Annotated in this window: 15 protein-coding genes; 5 read left to right on the plus strand and 10 right to left on the minus strand. The window is 71.6% G+C overall.

Annotation, left to right across the window (positions count from 1 at the left end):
• Positions 1 to 173: 173 nt before the first annotated feature.
• Positions 174 to 812: a YdcF family protein gene (locus tag P8S73_RS08975; protein ID WP_223246107.1), complete on the minus strand. Its 639-nt coding sequence runs from the start codon at positions 810 to 812 to the stop codon at positions 174 to 176.
• A gap of 117 nt (positions 813 to 929) precedes the next feature.
• Here P8S73_RS08975 and P8S73_RS08980 point away from each other — a divergent pair, with 117 nt between their 5' ends.
• Positions 930 to 1,406, plus strand: coding sequence for a thioesterase family protein (locus tag P8S73_RS08980; RefSeq protein WP_019311075.1), 477 nt, complete (start codon positions 930 to 932; stop codon positions 1,404 to 1,406).
• A 21-nt stretch (positions 1,407 to 1,427) separates the two neighbouring features.
• Here P8S73_RS08980 and P8S73_RS08985 read toward each other — a convergent pair whose 3' ends face one another.
• The 3 genes from P8S73_RS08985 to P8S73_RS08995 all read right to left on the minus strand — a co-directional run bounded on the left by P8S73_RS08985 (position 1,428) and on the right by P8S73_RS08995 (position 3,824).
• Positions 1,428 to 1,979: a DUF2617 family protein gene (locus P8S73_RS08985; RefSeq protein ID WP_019311076.1), complete on the minus strand. Its 552-nt coding sequence runs from the start codon at positions 1,977 to 1,979 to the stop codon at positions 1,428 to 1,430.
• Positions 1,980 to 2,115: 136 nt separating this feature from the next.
• A complete protein-coding gene (locus P8S73_RS08990; RefSeq protein WP_235005115.1) occupies positions 2,116 to 3,192 on the minus strand; it encodes an aldo/keto reductase in 1,077 nt (358 codons plus the stop codon).
• Complete coding sequence (locus tag P8S73_RS08995) at positions 3,189 to 3,824, minus strand: tetratricopeptide repeat protein (RefSeq protein ID WP_019311078.1); 636 nt, start codon at positions 3,822 to 3,824, stop codon at positions 3,189 to 3,191. The genes P8S73_RS08990 and P8S73_RS08995 overlap by 4 nt, the downstream gene beginning before the upstream one ends.
• A 106-nt stretch (positions 3,825 to 3,930) precedes the next feature.
• Here P8S73_RS08995 and P8S73_RS09000 point away from each other — a divergent pair, with 106 nt between their 5' ends.
• Both P8S73_RS09000 and P8S73_RS09005 read left to right on the plus strand, forming a co-directional pair.
• Complete coding sequence (locus P8S73_RS09000) at positions 3,931 to 4,380, plus strand: YsnF/AvaK domain-containing protein (RefSeq protein WP_019311079.1); 450 nt, start codon at positions 3,931 to 3,933, stop codon at positions 4,378 to 4,380.
• A 241-nt stretch (positions 4,381 to 4,621) separates the two neighbouring features.
• Positions 4,622 to 5,167, plus strand: a complete 546-nt coding sequence (locus P8S73_RS09005; RefSeq protein WP_019311080.1) for a histidine phosphatase family protein — start codon at positions 4,622 to 4,624, stop codon at positions 5,165 to 5,167.
• 58 nt (positions 5,168 to 5,225) lie between these two features.
• On the opposite strand, the gene P8S73_RS09010 is transcribed toward P8S73_RS09005, so the two are convergent.
• Positions 5,226 to 6,080 (minus strand): formate/nitrite transporter family protein, encoded by an 855-nt coding sequence (locus P8S73_RS09010; RefSeq protein WP_019311081.1) that lies wholly within the window; start codon positions 6,078 to 6,080, stop codon positions 5,226 to 5,228.
• 341 nt (positions 6,081 to 6,421) lie between these two features.
• Between P8S73_RS09010 and P8S73_RS09015 the strand changes: the two genes are divergently transcribed.
• Together P8S73_RS09015 and P8S73_RS09020 are read left to right on the plus strand one after the other, a co-directional pair.
• Positions 6,422 to 11,554 carry an NAD-glutamate dehydrogenase gene (locus P8S73_RS09015; protein WP_396350342.1) on the plus strand — a complete coding sequence of 1,711 codons (5,133 nt, stop codon included), beginning with the start codon at positions 6,422 to 6,424 and terminating at the stop codon, positions 11,552 to 11,554.
• A 300-nt stretch (positions 11,555 to 11,854) separates the two neighbouring features.
• Entirely contained in the window at positions 11,855 to 12,355 is a 501-nt protein-coding gene (locus P8S73_RS09020; RefSeq protein WP_047979373.1) for a DUF456 domain-containing protein, read from the plus strand.
• A 445-nt stretch (positions 12,356 to 12,800) separates the two neighbouring features.
• On the opposite strand, the gene P8S73_RS09025 is transcribed toward P8S73_RS09020, so the two are convergent.
• From P8S73_RS09025 to P8S73_RS09045, 5 genes are all read right to left on the minus strand, one after another.
• Positions 12,801 to 14,189, minus strand: coding sequence for a molybdopterin molybdotransferase MoeA (locus P8S73_RS09025; protein WP_191550803.1), 1,389 nt, complete (start codon positions 14,187 to 14,189; stop codon positions 12,801 to 12,803).
• A gap of 22 nt (positions 14,190 to 14,211) precedes the next feature.
• Positions 14,212 to 14,820: a molybdenum cofactor guanylyltransferase gene (locus P8S73_RS09030; RefSeq protein WP_191550802.1), complete on the minus strand. Its 609-nt coding sequence runs from the start codon at positions 14,818 to 14,820 to the stop codon at positions 14,212 to 14,214.
• A gap of 4 nt (positions 14,821 to 14,824) precedes the next feature.
• Positions 14,825 to 15,247, minus strand: coding sequence for a hypothetical protein (locus tag P8S73_RS09035; RefSeq protein ID WP_121566216.1), 423 nt, complete (start codon positions 15,245 to 15,247; stop codon positions 14,825 to 14,827).
• A gap of 154 nt (positions 15,248 to 15,401) precedes the next feature.
• Complete coding sequence (locus tag P8S73_RS09040) at positions 15,402 to 16,217, minus strand: ABC transporter permease subunit (RefSeq protein WP_059280707.1); 816 nt, start codon at positions 16,215 to 16,217, stop codon at positions 15,402 to 15,404.
• Entirely contained in the window at positions 16,214 to 17,137 is a 924-nt protein-coding gene (locus P8S73_RS09045) for an ATP-binding cassette domain-containing protein (RefSeq protein WP_396350343.1), read from the minus strand. The genes P8S73_RS09040 and P8S73_RS09045 overlap by 4 nt, the downstream gene beginning before the upstream one ends.
• Positions 17,138 to 17,183: the final 46 nt, after the last annotated feature.

Consider the following 17,183-nt stretch of genomic DNA (forward strand, 5'->3'; position numbering starts at 1 on the left):
CGCGCTCGGTGTCTCCGCGAAGTGGGCCGGTGTCCCCACGGAGAGGGCGCGCCCGGTGTCCCCGCGGTGCGGGCCGGTGACCCCGTGGGCGGGGTGCCCGTCGCGCGACCTTCAGAGCCTCCGGCCGCAACGATCCGGAGCGCGGCCACGAGATCGGACGGCTGCGCTCCGGTTCAGTCCTCGGACTTGGGGGTCCAGGGCAGCTGCTGGTCGCACCCCGGGGTGACCCAGGCCTTCACGTACCCGGCGCTCTGGTGGAGGTACTGGTTGAAGAGACTCTTGCCCGTGAGCTGGAAGTCCACCGCGGACATCCGCAGCTCCCCGGAGTAGCAGCGCTCCAGGATCAGCCGGGAACGGGAGACGTGCTGGGTGAACGTCACGGCGGTGACGGTGTCCCAGCCGTGCTGCGCCGAGAGCTCCTGCAGCTTGATGGCCTCTCCCTGCGTGGTGGAGGGATTGGGCTTGAAGCACAGCACCTCCACACCGTCGCGGGGTTCGCAGAAGGACTTGGCGGTGTAGTACTCCACCATCTCGGGCGGGTCGAAGGGCTGGGCGTCCGGTGTGGAGACCACCAGGGTGTCCGCGATGTGCTGGTTGTAGACGAGGTCCTCCGCGTAGGCCATGCGGGCGGGGTCCGGAGGGCCCAGCACGAACACGGCGTCGGAGGTGCGGGGCGGGTCCACGTCCGGGCTGTCGAGGACGGCGTGGCACACGGCGAGCCACAGGGTCACGAGGAGCGTCAGGGTGATCAGCACCACGAGGGGCCACTTCCGCCTGAGCGCAGGGGGGTGCCCGGAGGGAGTCGGGGCCACGGGGTTCCTCTCACTGGGGCTGTTCGGCGGGCGCGCCGCGGATATCATCTCACCCAGCACGGCAGGGACCCACGGCTGCGTGCGTCCGCCGGTAAACGCCCAGCAAGGAGTCAGCACATGCGATCGGATGAACACCTCGAACGCGCCGTGACCTGCCCGGTTCCTCTGCGGTGGGGGGACATGGATCCGTACGGCCACGTGAACAACGTGGAGGTCATCCGTGTTCTGGAGGAAGCTCGGATCGCGGCCTTCGGCGTTCCCGTGGGCACGGGGGAGCAGGTGGTCCCGCCCAGGATTCCGCTGTTCTCCGTGCTGCCGGAAGGAACCCAGGCACTGATCGCAGAGCACCGCGTGAAGTACCTGCGGCCCCTGGAGTACCGCAACGAACCGGTGGACGTGCGCGTGTGGGTGGTCTCAGCGAGGGCCGCCACCCTGGTGCTGGGGTTCGAGATCCTGGACTCCGCGGACGGTTCCCCGTGCGTGCGCGCGCAGACCCAGCTGGCGTTCTACCTGCCGGAGACCCGCACGGTGCTGCGCCTCACGCGTGAGCAGCGGGACGTGCTCGCGCCGCACACCGCGCCGTCGCCGTTCTGAGGCAGGACGGGCGCGCAGGGCTCAGGCCGCGACGCCCGGGGCCGTGGCGAACTGCAGCTCGGCGCGCGTGCGCAGGACCGCGCCGTGCTCGGGCAGCACGCGCCAGGTCCACCACAGCAGGGCGTGGGACTCCCGGTCCACGTGGCACGTGGCTGCCGTGATGGCGGCCGGCTCCTCCGGGTCCTGGACGCAGACCGCCAGGGGCGCGCTCTCCAGCGTGGTCCGGATCCGCGCGAGCTCCTTGCGCAGTCCGCGGGCGGAGTGCTCGGTGACGGTGCAGCCCACCTCCACGCGGGAGGCGAAGGGGCAGGGGTGCGAGATGTCGCGCAGGATGGGCAGCTCGGCGGCGCCGTCCTCGAAGACCCCCACCGTCTCCACCCAGCTCTGCCCCGCGTGGGTGATGACGAACTGGTGGTGCCCGGATCCCACGCGCAGCTCCACGTCCGTGAGCCCGTCCACCCGGAGGCGGCGGCCCGCGGGGGCGTCGAGCACCGGGAGGTCCGTGCGGTAGCCGAACTGGTCCGGGCGGCACACGACGTGCCCGGGCACTCGGGTGAGCCAGTCATGCTCCATGCTTGCCATCTTCCTGTCGGCCGCGCGGCAGCCCGCCGCGCCTTCTTAACGATCGAAAATATCCCCGGCTCGGGGGACAGGCAAGCACCGAATGGTCACTGTTCGGTGACGGGAGGCGCGCATCAGGACTGCGGGGCTACGGCAGCGGGCGTCCGCGTGCCGCGGTCCACAGGGCGTACCAGTCCTCGTGCGTCATGAGCTGCGCCGCCCGGGGAGCCTGCGCACAGGCCGCGATCCGCCGGGGATTCAGCGTCCCCACCACGGGGCGGATGCCGTGGGGCAGTCGCAGCAGCCAGCCGACCACCACGGCCTCCGCCGGCACCTCCAGGCGCTCCGCGAGTCGGGCGACCAGCGCGCTCGTGCGCTCCTCGGGCGTGTCGGGGAGGCCCCCGGCACCGGCGGACGACGCCGCACGGTCCGGTTCCCCCGCGGCGTCGGCGGCCGGGCGGTCCCGCCGACCCGCCTCGCCCTGGTCCGAGGGGCCGTGGGCCGCGGCGGAGGCCCGGGGAGGGGTGGCACCGGAGTAGACGCCGCCGGCGAGCGCACCCCACGCCTGGATCTCGATGCCCTCCGCGGCGCACAGCTCCGGCAGGCCGCGGGGGAAGGACACGGCGGCCCCGTCCGGGTGGTTGGCCAGCACCTGGGCCTCCACGAGGTTCCGGTGGGCCAGGCTCAGCTGCATCTGCACGGCAGTGACGGGTGCCCGCAGGTGGCGGCGCAGCTCCACCACGTGCTCCGTGGTCATGTTGGACAGCCCCACGGAGCCGATGAGCCCCTCCTGGTGCAGCTCGTCCAGGGCGGCGGCGGTCTCCTCCGGGGGCGTCAGGGGATCCGGGCGGTGCAGGAACAGCCGCTCCACCCGGTCCACCCCGAGCCGTTGCAGGGAACCCTCGAGCGAGGAGCGGACGGCGTCCCGGTCCAGCCGGTAGTGGGCGGGAGCCCCCGCGGGAGCGGTGTTCCCGGGGAGCCGGATGCCGCACTTGGTCTGGACCTGCACGGCCTGGCGCAGCACGGCGTCCTCGCCGATGATCCGCCCGAACACGGTCTCGGAGTCCCCGCCGATGTAGATGTCCGCGTGGTCGAAGAGCGTGTACCCGGCACGGTGCGCGGCGTGCACGGCGTCGCGGGCGGCGTCGTACTGGGCGGCCGGGATGCGCTCCTGGCCCCAGGCACCGCCCAGGTTCATGCATCCGAAGACCAAGGAGTGGCTCACGCGCGTCCGCCGTGCTGCTCGGCGGCGCGCCGCAGCCGGGCCGCCTCCGCGAAGGCCGCGGCGGACTCGTCCAGCTGCCCCGCAGACTCGTGGAGAGCGCCCAGCTCGGTGAAGCAGTCGGAACGGTCCCGGAACGAGTCCGGGTCCTGCTCGTAGAAGTCCACGGCGCGGTTGTAGGCGGTCACGGCCTGGGCGTGGCGGCGGGTCTCCCGGTAGACGCGCGCGAGGTTGACGTAGCAGTCCGCCTGGTCCCGCGGCTCGTGCGGGGCGTCCAGGTACTGCCCGAGGGCGTCGAGGAGATGCGTCTCCGCGCCGTGCAGGTCACCGGTCTCCACGAGGAGCGACCCCAGGATCAGGTGCGCACGGGCTTTGTGCTTGCCGCTGCCCTCCAGCCGGGAGAAGTGCTCCAGGGCGCTCTGGTACTCCGCCACCGCCTTGCTGGTGCGGTCCATGACCAGGTGGATGTGCCCCAGGTTGTAGTGGCACGCGGCGAGTTCCCTGTGCGCGGGGCCGGACTCCTGGAAGAGCTCGATGGCCTGCCGGTAGGAGGTCTCCGCCAGGGTGTGGTCACCTCGGTCCTCCGCGTCCAGGGCGCGTGTGAAGAAGCCGTTTCCGTCATCCGAGTAGCTCATCGGCCCGTCCTCCCGGGATCGCAGCGAAGTCCCCCCATGCTACTCGGGGAGCGGGGGTGGCAACCCTGCTGATAATCTCGGACCCACACTCTCCCAGGAGGTCAGGATGGCAGCACAGCACACCGCGCCGGGGCAGGACCCGCGCAATCCCCGCCACGCAGCAGCAGCCCACCACGAGGACCACGCCTCCGTGATCCGTCACGAGGAGCGGCTGGTCATCGAGCGGGAGCAGGCCGAGACGGGCCGCGCCCGGCTGCGCAAGTACGTGGTCACCGAGCCCGTGCGCCAGGAGGTCACCCTGGGCTCCGAGGAGCCGGACCTGGTGCGCACGCCCATCACGGCCGAGGAGCGCCAGGCGTTCCTGGACGGCCGCGAGCTGCCGCTCGGGGAGGACGAGGTCATCCTCTACCGCTCCGAGCCCGTGGTGCAGACCGTGCGTGTGCCCTACCAGCGCGTGCGTCTCGTGGCCCGTCGGGTGGAGCGCACCGAGGTCGTCGAGGACACCCTGCGCAAGGAGCGCGTGGACATCGAGACCCAGGACGAGCCCCGCGTCTGAGGTCTTGTCTCCCGGCACTGCCGGTACCACGACGCCGCGCCCCGCCGATCGGGGGCGCGGCGTCGTGCTCTGCCGGGCCCCCGAATGGCGGGGTGCCGCGCTCCGCGAGGGGGCGGCTCACGGGGCGTTGAGCTCTCAGGGGCCACCCTGCGGAACCGGCACGGTGTCCTCCGCCGGACGTGCCGTGGGGCGCGGGCGGCGTCGTCCGTCCGTGGCCGTGGCCCGGGGGTAGGTTGGGTGGGTGAGTGAAACGACCCTGACCCTGATCCGCCACGGCCAGACCGACTGGAACCTGCAGCGCCGGCTGCAGGGACGCTCGGACATCCCCCTCAACGACACCGGCCGGGAGCAGGCACGAGCGGTGGGCCGCGAGCTGGCGGCCTCGGGCGGGCACTGGGACGTGCTGGTCTCCTCACCGCTGCAGCGCGCCAGGGAGACCGCGCAGGTCATCGGGCGGGAGATCGGGCTGGAGCTCTCCCGCACCTACGAGGATCTCGTGGAGCGCGCCTTCGGTGACGTGGAGGGCCGCGACTGCACGGGAATGGGCGACAACGAGCGCCACGCCATGATGGAGAAGCACGGTGAGGCCACCGAGGACGTGGTGCAGCGGGGGCTCTCGGTGCTGCGCACGATCCTCGCGGACTTCCCCGGCAAGGACGTGATGGTGGTGGCCCACGGCACCCTCATCCGGCTCACCCTGGACCGTGTGCTGGACACCGAGCTGCCCAGCCTGGAGAACGGTCAGGTGCTCACGGTCACCGCGGAGCAGGTGCTGTCCGCGGACTGAACGGGTCTCGCCAGACGTTTCCCGCGCCCGTCTGCGGCGCCCGTCCGCCGGGCCCCGCTCAGGACGCGGTGCCCGGGGAGCTGCCGGCCGAGGTGGTAGACGGGCCCGCGGCGTCGTCCTGGTGAGAGCGAGCTGGGCGGTGGGCGTGCAGCAGTGATAGCCCCGTGAACACGAACCCGCCCACGAAGTTGCCCACGAGCACGGGGATCTGGTTCCACAGCCACCAGTCGCCGAACGAGACGTCCGCGCCCAGGAGCATGCCCATGGGGATCATGAAGAAGTTGACCACCGCGTGCTCGAAGCCCAGCCCGTAGAACGCCATGATGGGCAGCCAGATGGCCGCAATCTTCCCGATCGTGTCCTTGGAGACCATGCCCATGAACACTCCCAGGCAGACGAGCCAGTTGCACAGCACGGCCTTGACCAGGACCGTGGCCATGCCGGCGCCTCCCATGGCGGCGTACGCGGTGGTCTTGGCCTGGGCGGTGTCCACGAACTTCTGCCCGAGCGCACCGGCGTCGTGCGAGCCGAAGCCCGTGAGCGCGCCCGCGTAGAGCAGGGCGAACGCGGCGGCGCCGATGATGTGGCCGACGACCACCATGAGGCTGTAGCGACCCACGGCGGACCACGGCACGAGCCCGCGCACCGCCGCCATGGGGGTCAGGGCGAAACCGCCCGTGACGAGCTCCATCCCCATGAGGATCACGATCGTGATCCCGGCGGGGAACAGCACGGCCCCCACCACGGGGGATCCCGAGCTCACGGTCGCGGACACGGCGAACGAGGTGGTGGCCGCCAGGACGGCGCCGCCCAGCACGCCGCGCAGCACCAGGGCACCGGACGAGGCGGTCGCCTTCGCCTGTCCGGCGGCGACGGCGTCCGTCACCACGTCTGCGGGTTTCACGGTGGTCATGGCTGCCCTGCTCTCTGTCTTGGGGGGCGGGCCGGGTGCCCGTCGGTGGCGCCACGGGCGCCCGCACCGGCCCGTGCAGGGGGATGCGAGCGGGAAAACCGTGACCGCACGAGTGTAGGACCGTGCAACCCTGCGGTGAACACGCGCCGTGTCTGGTCCCCGTGCGTTTCGGGTCCTATGGTGGTGGAACATGCGGCAGTGTGGCCGTGGGCGGTGCAGAGGTCGTGGACTCCGGGAGAGCGTTCCGGTGGACCCTGCCCGGAGGTGCCCCACAGGGCGTCACGTGCCACGCCGTGGAGTTACGATCCCCGACTCAACGACAGCTAAGGCGTGATGCAGTAGTGACCTCTCCTCAAGCCACCACCCAGGCCATCCCCACGGTGTGGCAGCGACCGCGATGGAGCGGAGCGCAGGCATGGATCAACGAGTACTACCGCTCCGCGCCGGACGCGGACCTTGTGGGCACCCAGGAACCGGTGCTCACCGACCGGGCCGAGACCCACCGGGAGGTGGGCCGCACCCGCGGCGCCGGCGAGCTGTGCATCGACGTCCGCGAGGACCACGGGGTCACCGTGCTCTACATGGTCACCACCGACATGCCGTTCCTGGTGTCCACGCTGACCACGGAGATCGCCGCCAACTGGGGTGGCGCCAAGCTGGTGCTGCACCCGCTGCTGCTGGCCGTGCGCGACGCCGGCTCCCACGAGCTCACGTCCCTGGACGAGGTCCCCAACATCTCCGCGGTGTCCTCCGGTGACACCACGGCCATCCCCATCACGGACGAGCTGGCCGGGGCGGCAGCCGGGGGCCGTGACTCGTCCACCGCGGTGGAGTCGTGGATCCGCATGGAGCTGCACCGTTCCCTGGACCAGGTGGAACGCGGTGAGCTGGCCCGTCACATCGAGTCGCTGGTGGCGGACGTGAGCCGGGTGGCCGAGGACCAGGAGGCCATGCACGAGCAGGCCCGGGTGATCGCAGACTCCCTCGCGCCCCTCGAGAACCTCACGTTCCAGGACGGCTCCCGGCTTCCGGACGTCCGCGCCTCCCAGGACTTCCTGCAGTGGCTGCGGGACGGCAACTTCGTGTTCATGGGCATCAAGCGCTACGACCTCGAGGCGGACGGCGAGGACGCCGTGCTGCACTCCCGCCCGGACACGGGCCTGGGGCTCCTGCGGGAGCAGGGGTCCGAGGGCCACGCGCAGAAGCTCACGGGTCTGGGCAGCGCGCACGCCCGCGACCACCAGGTGGTGTTCGTGACCAAGGCGAACCGCCGCTCCTCGATCCACCGCCGCGAGTACTTGGACTACATCGGTGTGCGCACGTTCGCCGAGAACGGGGACGTGGACGGGGAGTACCTGATCCTGGGTCTGTTCTCCCGTCACGCCTACTCCGTGCCCGCGCAGCAGACCCCGCTCGTGCGGGAGAAGGTGGAGCGCGTGGTCGAGCGCTTCGGCTTCCTCCCGGACTCGCACTCCGCCCGTGACCTCATGGGGATCATCGAGGACTACCCGCGGGACGAGCTGTTCCACATGTCCGCGGAGAAGCTCTACGAGACGGCCGGTGGCGTGCTGGGGCTCAACGAGCGCCGCCAGACCCGCCTGTTCCTGCGCCAGGACACCTTCGGGCGCTTCATGTCCGCGGTGGTGTTCCTGCCCAGGGACCGCTACAACACCTCGGTGCGTCAGCGCATCGAGACCCAGCTGTTCGAGGTCTTCGACGCCGAGGCCATCGACTTCGAGGTGCGCCTGACCTCCTCCTCCCTGGCCCGCCTGTTCTTCCGCATCCGGCTGCCCTACACGGGCGAGGTGCGGGACTTCGACCACGAGGACCTCGAGTCCCGCCTGCGCGCCGCGGTGCGCTCCTGGCCCGAGTCCCTGGGCCGCGCGATCGGCCAGGAGTTCGAGGACGAGAAGGCCGGCGCGCTGGGCCCCGTGTGGGCGGACGCGTTCCCGGGCTCGTACCGCGAGGACTACGAGATCGAGGAGGCCATCCAGGACCTCAAGCGCTGCGAGAAGCTGTGGGGCCGCGACCCGGACCTGCCCGCCGAGGTCCGTGTGGCGCAGACCGAGGACGGCCAGGTCCGGCTGAACATCTACCTCACGCAGTCCCTGTCCCTCACCGAGCTGCTGCCCCTGCTGCACAACATGGGCCTGCGCGTGCTGGACCAGCGCCCCTACACGGTCACCCCCGCGGACGGCCGCGAGTTCCAGCTCTACGACTTCGGCGTGGAGCTGCCCGAGGGCGTGGACCCCGAGGGCCCCGAGGACGCCAAGACGGAGGACCTCATCGAGGACACCCTGTGCGCGGTGCTCTCCAACCGCTCCGAGTCCGACAGCATGGACCGCCTGGTGCTCACCGAGCGCATGGGCTGGCGCACCGTGGCCGTGATGCGCGCCTACGTGCGCTACCTGCTGCAGCTGAACTACCCCAACTCGTTCGAGTTCATCGCGGACACCCTGGTGGACCACCCGCAGGCCACGCACGAGCTCGCCGAGCTGTTCTCCGCGAGCTTCGACCCGTCCCGCTTCACGGACGACGACGCCGCCCGCGGCCAGGCGCGCGAGGCCGCCCTCCAGCGGCTGGCCGAGGTGCTGGAGAGCGTTCCCAGCCTGGACGCGGACCGCCTGTTCCGGGCGCTCGCGGACGTGGTCACGGCCACCCTGCGCACCAACGTGTTCCAGAACCGCCCCACCATGGCGTTCAAGCTGGACCCCGCGGCCATCCCCGCGGCACCGCAGCCGCGCCCGGCCTTCGAGATCTGGGTGTGGTCCCCGCGCGTGGAGGGCACGCACCTGCGCTTCGGCCAGGTGGCCCGCGGCGGTCTGCGCTGGTCCGACCGCCGCGAGGACTTCCGCACCGAGGTGCTGGGCCTGGTCAAGGCCCAGATGGTCAAGAACGCCGTGATCGTGCCCACGGGCGCGAAGGGCGGGTTCTTCCCCAAGCAGCTGCCGGACCCCGCGACGGACCGCGAGGGCTGGCTGACCGAGGGGCGCGAGGCCTTCAAGCTGTTCATCGCGTCCCTGCTGGACGTCACCGACAACATCGTGCGCGAGGCGGAGACCGGTGCCGGCCAGGAGGTCTCCGCGCAGAACGGGACGGACGAGACCGGGCAGGGTGCGGCGTCGTCGTCCCGCGGGGATGCCACCCCGGGTGCCGAGGGCGGTGCGAGCGGTTCCGCCGAGACCTCCGGCGAGGCCGGGGACACCGTGGTGCACCCCGAGAACGTGGTGCGCCGCGACGGCGACGACTCCTACCTGGTGGTCGCGGCTGACAAGGGCACGGCGGCGTTCTCCGACACCGCGAACGCGATCTCCCTGGACCGCGGCTTCTGGCTCGGGGACGCGTTCGCGTCCGGCGGCTCCGTGGGCTACGACCACAAGGCCATGGGCATCACCGCCCGCGGTGCGTGGGAGTCCGTGAAGCGCCACTTCTTCGAGCTCGGCGTGGACACCCAGTCCGAGGCGTTCACCGTGGTGGGCGTGGGGGACATGTCCGGGGACGTGTTCGGCAACGGGATGCTGCTCTCCGAGCACATCCACCTGATCGCCGCGTTCGACCACCGGGACATCTTCCTGGACCCCACCCCGGACGCCGCGGCCTCCTACAAGGAGCGTGAGCGGCTGTTCAACGCGGGGCGCACCTCGTGGCAGGACTTCGACCGCAGCGTGATCTCCGAGGGCGGCGGCGTGTACTCGCGCCGCGAGAAGTCCATCCCGCTCACCCCGCAGGTGCGCGAGGCGCTGGGCATCGAGGACGGTGTGGAGTCGCTCAGCCCGCAGGAGCTCGTGCGCCGCATCCTGCTCGCGCCGGCGGACCTGCTCTACAACGGCGGCATCGGCACCTACGTGAAGGCCTCCTCCGAGACCCACCAGGAGGTCGGGGACAAGGCCAACGACGCCATCCGCGTCAACGGCGAGGACCTGCGCGTCAAGGTGATCGGCGAGGGCGGCAACCTGGGCGCCACCCAGCTCGGGCGCATCGAGGCCGCGCTGAACGGGATCCTGGTGAACACGGACGCGATCGACAACTCCGGGGGTGTGGAGTCCTCCGACCGCGAGGTGAACATCAAGATCCTCGTGGACGGCATGGTCCAGGCCGGGCTGCTCTCCGCGGAGGAGCGCGCCGAGTTCATCGAGTCCATGACGGACGAGGTGGCGGAGCTGGTGCTGCGCACCAACGTGGCGCAGAACGTGCTGCTCACCACCGAGCGCGCCCGCGGGGTCTCCTTCACGGAGATGTTCATCCGGCTCATGCACTGGCTCGAGGACACCGCGGACCTCAACCGGGAGCTGGAGTTCCTGCCCTCCGACGCCGAGCTGCGTGAGCGTGCCGCTCAGGGCCAGCCCCTGACCGGCCCGGAACTGTCCGTGCTCACGGCGTACGCCAAGATCCAGCTCACGGCGGCGCTCGTGGACAGCGACCTCGCGGACGACCCGTGGTTCCACCGCACGCTGTCCCAGTACTTCCCGGCGCAGATCCGGGAGCGCTTCGACGCGGAGCTGGACACCCACCCGCTGCGCAAGGAGATCATCTCCACCGTGGTGGCCAACCAGATCATCAACTTCGGCGGGATCGCGTTCGCGTACCGCGTGGTGGACGACTCCGGTTCGGACCTCGCGGACGTGGCGCGCGCGTTCACCGCGGCCATGGAGATCTTCGAGCTGGAGAGCTACGCCGACCGCCACGCCCAGCTGGGTGCGGACGTGCCCCTGGAGGTGTGGAACCGGATGTCGCTGCGCATGCGGCGCCTGCTGGACCGCGTGGTCCGCTGGTTCCTGCACCGCCAGGACGCGGACACCGGGATCCAGGAGCTCGTGGACACCTACCGTCCCATCGTGGCCCTGCGCTTCGGCTCCGAGCACCTGATGGGCCCGGAGTCCGAGGAGCGCACCCAGACCGAGGCGGAGCTCGCCGAGCGCCACGGCGTGCCGCGGGACCTCGCGGTCGAGTGGGCGGAGCTGCTGGACGCGTTCGCGCTGCTGGACGTGGCGCGGCTCGCCGAGCAGCAGGGCATCACCGGCCCGGCGCATGACGGGACGGCGGGCGACGGAGGCGGCGCGGCGGCGTCGTCCTCCGGGCGCGGCCTGACCGGGGGAACGGACGGGAACGGCGTGAGCGTGCAGATGATCGCGCGCGTCTACTTCTCCCTGTTCGACCGCTACGGGCTGGAGAACCTGCTCAACCGCATCAGCGCCCTGCCGCAGACCACCCGCTGGGAGAACATGGCGCGGATCGCGATGCGCGAGGACCTGTACTCCACGCTGGTGGCGCTCGCCGCGCAGGCGCTCGAGTCCCCGGGTGAGGACGCCCAGCAGAAGGTGCAGGCGTGGGAGCAGGAGAACGCGGACCGGCTCGAGCGGCTGCGGGAGGTGCTGGACGAGATCGAGTCCATGTCCGAGTCGGACGACGCCGGCGCCGAGCTCGCCGCGCTGTCCGTGGCGCTGCGCACCCTGCGCGGGGCGCTCGTAGACTGATCCTCACGCCGTCGGCCCCGCCCGACGACGCCGCACCGCGCCCCCGCGGCCCACGCACCTCAGGTGCCGGGCGGCGGGGGCGCGGTCGTGCGACCGACCGGTCCTGGCGCCCGATCGGTGCGGGCGTCCGACCGGTGCGGGCGTTCGGGCGCTGGCGGCCGGGGAGGTGGCCCGGTCGTCAAGTGAGCGATGGGGCCGGAGAGGTGGCCCGGTGGGCAGGCGAGCGGCGAGGGCCGGGCCTCTCACCGCACCGGGGCGGGAGCGCCGTCGCCCACGGGGCCGTCACCGTACGATGGGGCGGTGACCGCAGACATCATTGCCACCATCGTGACCGTCGCCCTCATCATCGTGGGCTGCGTGGGAATCGTGATCCCCGTGCTGCCCGGATCCATCCTGGCGCTGATCGGGCTGGTGATCTGGGCCTTCGTGGTGAACGCCCCCGAGGGGTGGGTGGTGCTCGCCCTGGGTGGGACCCTGCTGATCGCGGGGCTGTCCTCGAGCATGGTGCTCACCAGCAGCAAGCTCAAGCGCCGGGCCATCCCCAACCGCACGCTGCTCTTCGGAGTGGTGGGCGCCGTGGTCGGGATGTTCGTGATCCCGGTGGTGGGCCTGTTCGTGGGGTTCCTGGTGGGGCTGCTGCTCTCCGAGACCGTGCGCAACCGCAACCTCAACACGGCGCTGGCCAGTTCCTGGGTGGCGGCCAAGGCCATGGGGGTGGGGATCTTGCTGGAGCTCACGTGCGCGCTGCTGGCGTCCCTGACGTTCATCGTGGGGGCGATCACGTACTTCGTGACGGCGTGACGGCGTGACAGCCGCAGCCGGCGTGATCGGTGGGGGCGCCCCTACCGGGGTCCCCGACCGGCGGCGGGCCTCTGCTGACGGTGCGGCCCGACCGGAGGCGCGCCCCTACTGGCGGGGCGCCCCGCTGGTCGGCAGCGGAGCGAAATCATGGTGCTCTCTAGTGGAGTAAAAGCACGCTGAGGCCCGTTCTGCTGCATTTACTCCACTTCACAGCACCTCACAGCACCTCACAGCACGGCGCGGCACGGGAGAGTGGCCCACGCGCGCCGTGCAGCTACCTCCTCCAACGCAAAGTGCAGACTTTGCCACTGATCGGCGCTTTTGTGGCAAAGTCTGCACTTTTTATGAGGGCGAAGCCCGCTACCTCTGGGGTGGGGATTCGGTTGATCTCCGCAAGACCCGGTTCACGTCATGGGGGTTCGACGTGTTTCCGTCGCGAGTCGGCTCACAACCGCCAGGGCAGCGGGATGGCCTCCATGTCCTGGCCCGGCTGCATCCCGTCCTCGGGGACCACCAGCAGCACGTCCGCGTGGGCGAGGCCCGAGAGCATGGCCGGGCCCACCGTGGGCTCGGGGATCACCCGGCCGTCCTGGATGTAGGCCGGGATCACGCGGGTGCGGCCCAGGGGGTCCAGTGCACGTCCGGCCGTGAGCCGGCGGGTGGTGGGCAGTCCCTCACCGGTGGCCCCGGCGATCAGCGCGTGGCCCACCGTGAGCAGACCGGTCATGGCGCACAGGGGCGAGCCCGGCAGTGCGAGCACCACGGGACCGTCCTCCGGGAGCTTCGCCAGGATCACGCCGTGAGCCGGTTCCTGCGCCACCCCGTCCAGGATGAGGTGGGCGCCCAGCTCCTCGAGGGCCTGACGGACGTGGTCGTCCTCCCCGTGGCCCGTGCCGCCCGTGGTCACGACCATCTCGGCGCGGGCGTCCAGCAGCGAACCCGCACCCATGGGGGACTCCGTGAGGGCGGAGACCATGCCCTCGCAGCCGTCCGCCACGCGGCGCACCTGGTCCACGTTCGCGCCCAGTTCCCGGAGCACCGCGGGCAGCTGCAGGCTCAGCGAGTCGCGCACCTCACCGGGCCCGGGGATGCCGTCCTCCACCACGTTGGCGTAGCCGAGCAGCACGGTGACGCGCGGGCGGCGTCGTACGGGGAGCATGTCGTGGCCGGCGCTCGCCGCGAGCCCCAGGTGCACGGGGTTGAGCTTGCGGCCCGCACGCAGCAGCAGGTCACCCTGCTGGATCTCCTCGCCCACGGCGCGGACGTCCTGGTTCTTCACCAGGGGAGCGGCGGGGGTGGCGTCCTCCAGGGTGTCGCCCTCCACGGCCCTGCGTCCGTGCTCGGTGTCCTCGGGGACGTCAGCGGCGGGGTCCGCCGGCACCACGTGACCGCGGTGGGCCTCCAGCACGGCACTGGTTCCGTAGGGAACGGCGTCCCCGGTGTTCACGTGGGTGGCTTCCCCGGGGTGCAGCTCCACCACGGCCAGCATGCGCTTTTCCGGGGGCAGGGTCAGCAGTAGCCGCTCGTCGGTCTCGGCGGGCTGCGGGGTGCGGACCCGCCACGGGCCCTCGCCGGCCACCGCCCAGCCGTCCGTGGCGGCCGTGGCGTAGTGGGGGACCGGCATCTCTGCGGTCACGGACTCGGCAAGGGTCTCCTCGAGGCACTGGGCGAGCGGCAGGAGGATGTTGGGCAGCGGCTGGGGCACGCCGTACGCGATGCGGCGGGCCTCGTCCCAGGACGCCCAGTGCGCGGTCGGTTCGGCGGCCTCGCGGTGCTGCGACTGCTCGTGGTCCTCGTGGGCGGCGGCATCGTGCGGGTGCGGAAGTCCGGGCATCTTGTCTCCTCAGCGTGCTGATTCAGTACGAGTCGAGCCTGTGAACATCCTCCCACGTATCCACGTCCGCAGTGCTCCCGGCGGGCACGGTGACCTCCTGCGGGCCCAGCCGCCGCCACACGGAACGCAGGGACGCGTTCTCGGTGGGCGCAGCCGCGAGGGCGCGGGAGAGCGCGTCCGTGCGGGCCAGGACCACCAGGTTCTCCCGGCGTCCCTCGCCGGTCACCGCGATCAGCCCTGCCACGTCCGACGCCGCCCGGTCCGCCGTCGCGCGCAGCTGCGCCAGGGCGCGGTGCACGTCCGGCATGTCGCACGCGAGCACGGCGGTCCAGGGGAGCCGCTCGGGGGTGGCAGCCAGGGTGACGACGCCCGCGGCCACCGCGGCGGCCGGCCCCGAGAACGGGGGATCCTCGCGGACGCGCAGCACGTATAGCGGCAGTGGGAGATCCTCCGGGCCCACGACCACCACGGTCCCGAACGGCAGGGCCGCGTCCACGGTGCGGGCCAGCAGAGTGGAGCCCGCTACGGGCAGCAGGGCCTTGGGAGTTCCCCCGAGCCGCGAGGAGCGGCCCCCGGCCACCACCACGGTGTCGAAACGGGGGCCCTCGTGGGCGTCGCCGCGGGCGGTCATGCGATCAGCGGGCGGGCTCGTCGGCGTCCTGCGCGTCCTCTGCGTCCTCGAAGTCCTCGTCGAGCTCGGGATCCTTGGGACGCTCCTTCTTGGGCAGCCCGGCGATCCGCAGCCCGCACTCCACCACGAGCAGCACGAAGGCGATGTAGTAGATGATCATCGTGGGGTAGAAGTACGGCAGCTGCTGGCTCATGCCCACCAGGGACAGCACCAGCAGGACCACGGAGAGGATCAGCACGACCATGTGCGCGGTGCCGAAGACCCCGGGGCGGCCCTTGCGGGAGAGGTACATGGCCGTGAGTCCGAAGAGGATGGGGAAGAGCAGCTGTCCGGCGAGCGTGATGCCGTCCTGGATGTAGGGGTAGACCCCCATGGCCTGGAGGACGGCGGTGATCACGAGCAGGGCGGGAGCTACGAAGGACTTCATGGGACACCAGTCTAGGTGCGGCACGTGGGAGGACCGTGTGACGGCAGACCCGCCCAGCGGGTGGTCAGGGCGGTGGCTGGCGGGGTGAGGTGCCCCGCCACCGGGGGTGCGGCGTCGTCGAGCGAAATCAGCGGCGGGCGGACCGCGGGGCGGATCAGGCGTGGAGATCCCGGCGGGTGAAGGCGAGGTGGCCGAGGAGGTAGACCACCGCGGAGTAGACGAGAAGCAGACCGATCCCCGCCCAGCCCTCTCCCGTGCTCAGCGGATCCGAGCCGAAGGCCCAGTGGTAGGGCGAGATGGTGGAGAGCCAGTCCAGCGAGTCCTTGCTCCGGGCCACGGCGTCGAACGCGTAGGACGCGATGGCGACCGCCGCCCCCGTGCCCACGGCGAGGCCGTGGCGGCCGCTGGCGGCCCCGGCGGACAGTGCTGTGACCCCGAACGCGAGGCAGAGCACGCCCCAGGCTGCCGTGGTGGTGAGCACGTGGCTGGGCGTGAGGGAGAGTTCTCCGGGGCCGTTGAGCGCCAGGACGACCGCCAGGGTCAAGGCGCACAGCACCAGCACACGCAGCACCAGGGTGCCCAGACTCTCCAGCGCGTACTGGCCGCGGCCCACGGCGTGGGTCAGGCTCAGCTCCAGGCGGCCGGACTCCTCCGCCCCCGCGATCAGCTGAGTCCCCCAGGAGACGCTGGCCAGTGTGGCGATGAGCAGACCGAGCAGGCCGAAGTAGGTGGCCTGGGTGTAGCCGGCTCCCGTGGCGATCTGGTCGAAGCCCAGGGTCTCGGTGAGCGTGGGCGGCATGGCCGCGACCATCTCGCTGAACCCGGGGGTCTGGATGCTCGGGTAGAGGGGAAGGTAGAGGCACAGCACCGCGGTCAACCCGAGGCACCAGCAGAGCAGCCCCCGCAGTCCGCCGCGCAGCTGCCGGCGCAGAACGGGGCACGCAGTGGCGTGAGGCCCGGGGGTGGTCATGACCGCGTCACCGTGCTCTCGTAGAGTTCCAGGACGGATTCCTCGAGGTCGGGGGCCTCGAGGGTGAGCTCGTGGACGGTGTGCTGGGCCAGCGCCTTGAGCAGCGCGTCCGGCTCGCCCCGCAGCAGCCCCGTCACCTGGACCGCCGCTCCGTCCGTGCCCCGGACGGTCAGCTCGCTCAGCCCGGGGAGCCCCTCGAGGGAGGTGCGCACGGTGCCCGGTGCGGATCCGGAGAGCACGGCGTGCACCCGGGAGGCCCCGGCCAGGCGGAGCGAGGCAATGTCCCCCTCGGCCACCACCGTGCCGTGGGCCAGGATGGAGGCGGCGTCCGCGGTGTGCTGGATCTCGCCGAGGATGTGGGAACTGAGCAGCACCGTCTGGCCGTTGTCCCGCGCCTCGCGGACCATGCTGAGGAACTCGCGCTGCATGAGGGGATCGAGCCCGCTCGTGGGTTCGTCCAGGATCAGCAGCTCGGGGCGGTGCATGAACGCCTGGACCAGTCCGAGCTTCTGCCGGTTGCCCTTGGACAGGGTGCGCACCGGGCGGTGGAGGTCCAGGCCCAGCCGTTGCGCCAGCTCCTCCACGGTGCCGGGCGCCACCGGGCCGCTGATGCGGGCGAAGTCCTCCAGCACGGAGTGGCCGGTGCCGCGCTCGGTGAATCTGACCTCACCCGGCAGGTAGCCGATGCGGCGCCGCAGCCCGGGAGCGGCCCGGTGCGGTGCGACGCCCAGCACCGAGACCGATCCTGCGGTGGGGCGGATGATGTCCACGAGCACGCGGAGCATCGTGGACTTCCCGGCCCCGTTGGGACCGATCAGGCCGTGGACGGTGCCGCGCTCCACGGTGAGGTCTATGCCGCGCAGCGCATGGACGTCGCCGAAGCGCTTGTGCAGGGCGCGGGTCTCGATCACGGGATCCACGGGGTCGTCCTCCACAGGGTCGGGTGCGTGGTTGCCGACCGGGCGT

This window comes from Kocuria sp. ChxB (assembly GCF_044359605.1).
GTDB classification, from domain to species: domain Bacteria; phylum Actinomycetota; class Actinomycetes; order Actinomycetales; family Micrococcaceae; genus Kocuria; species Kocuria rhizophila.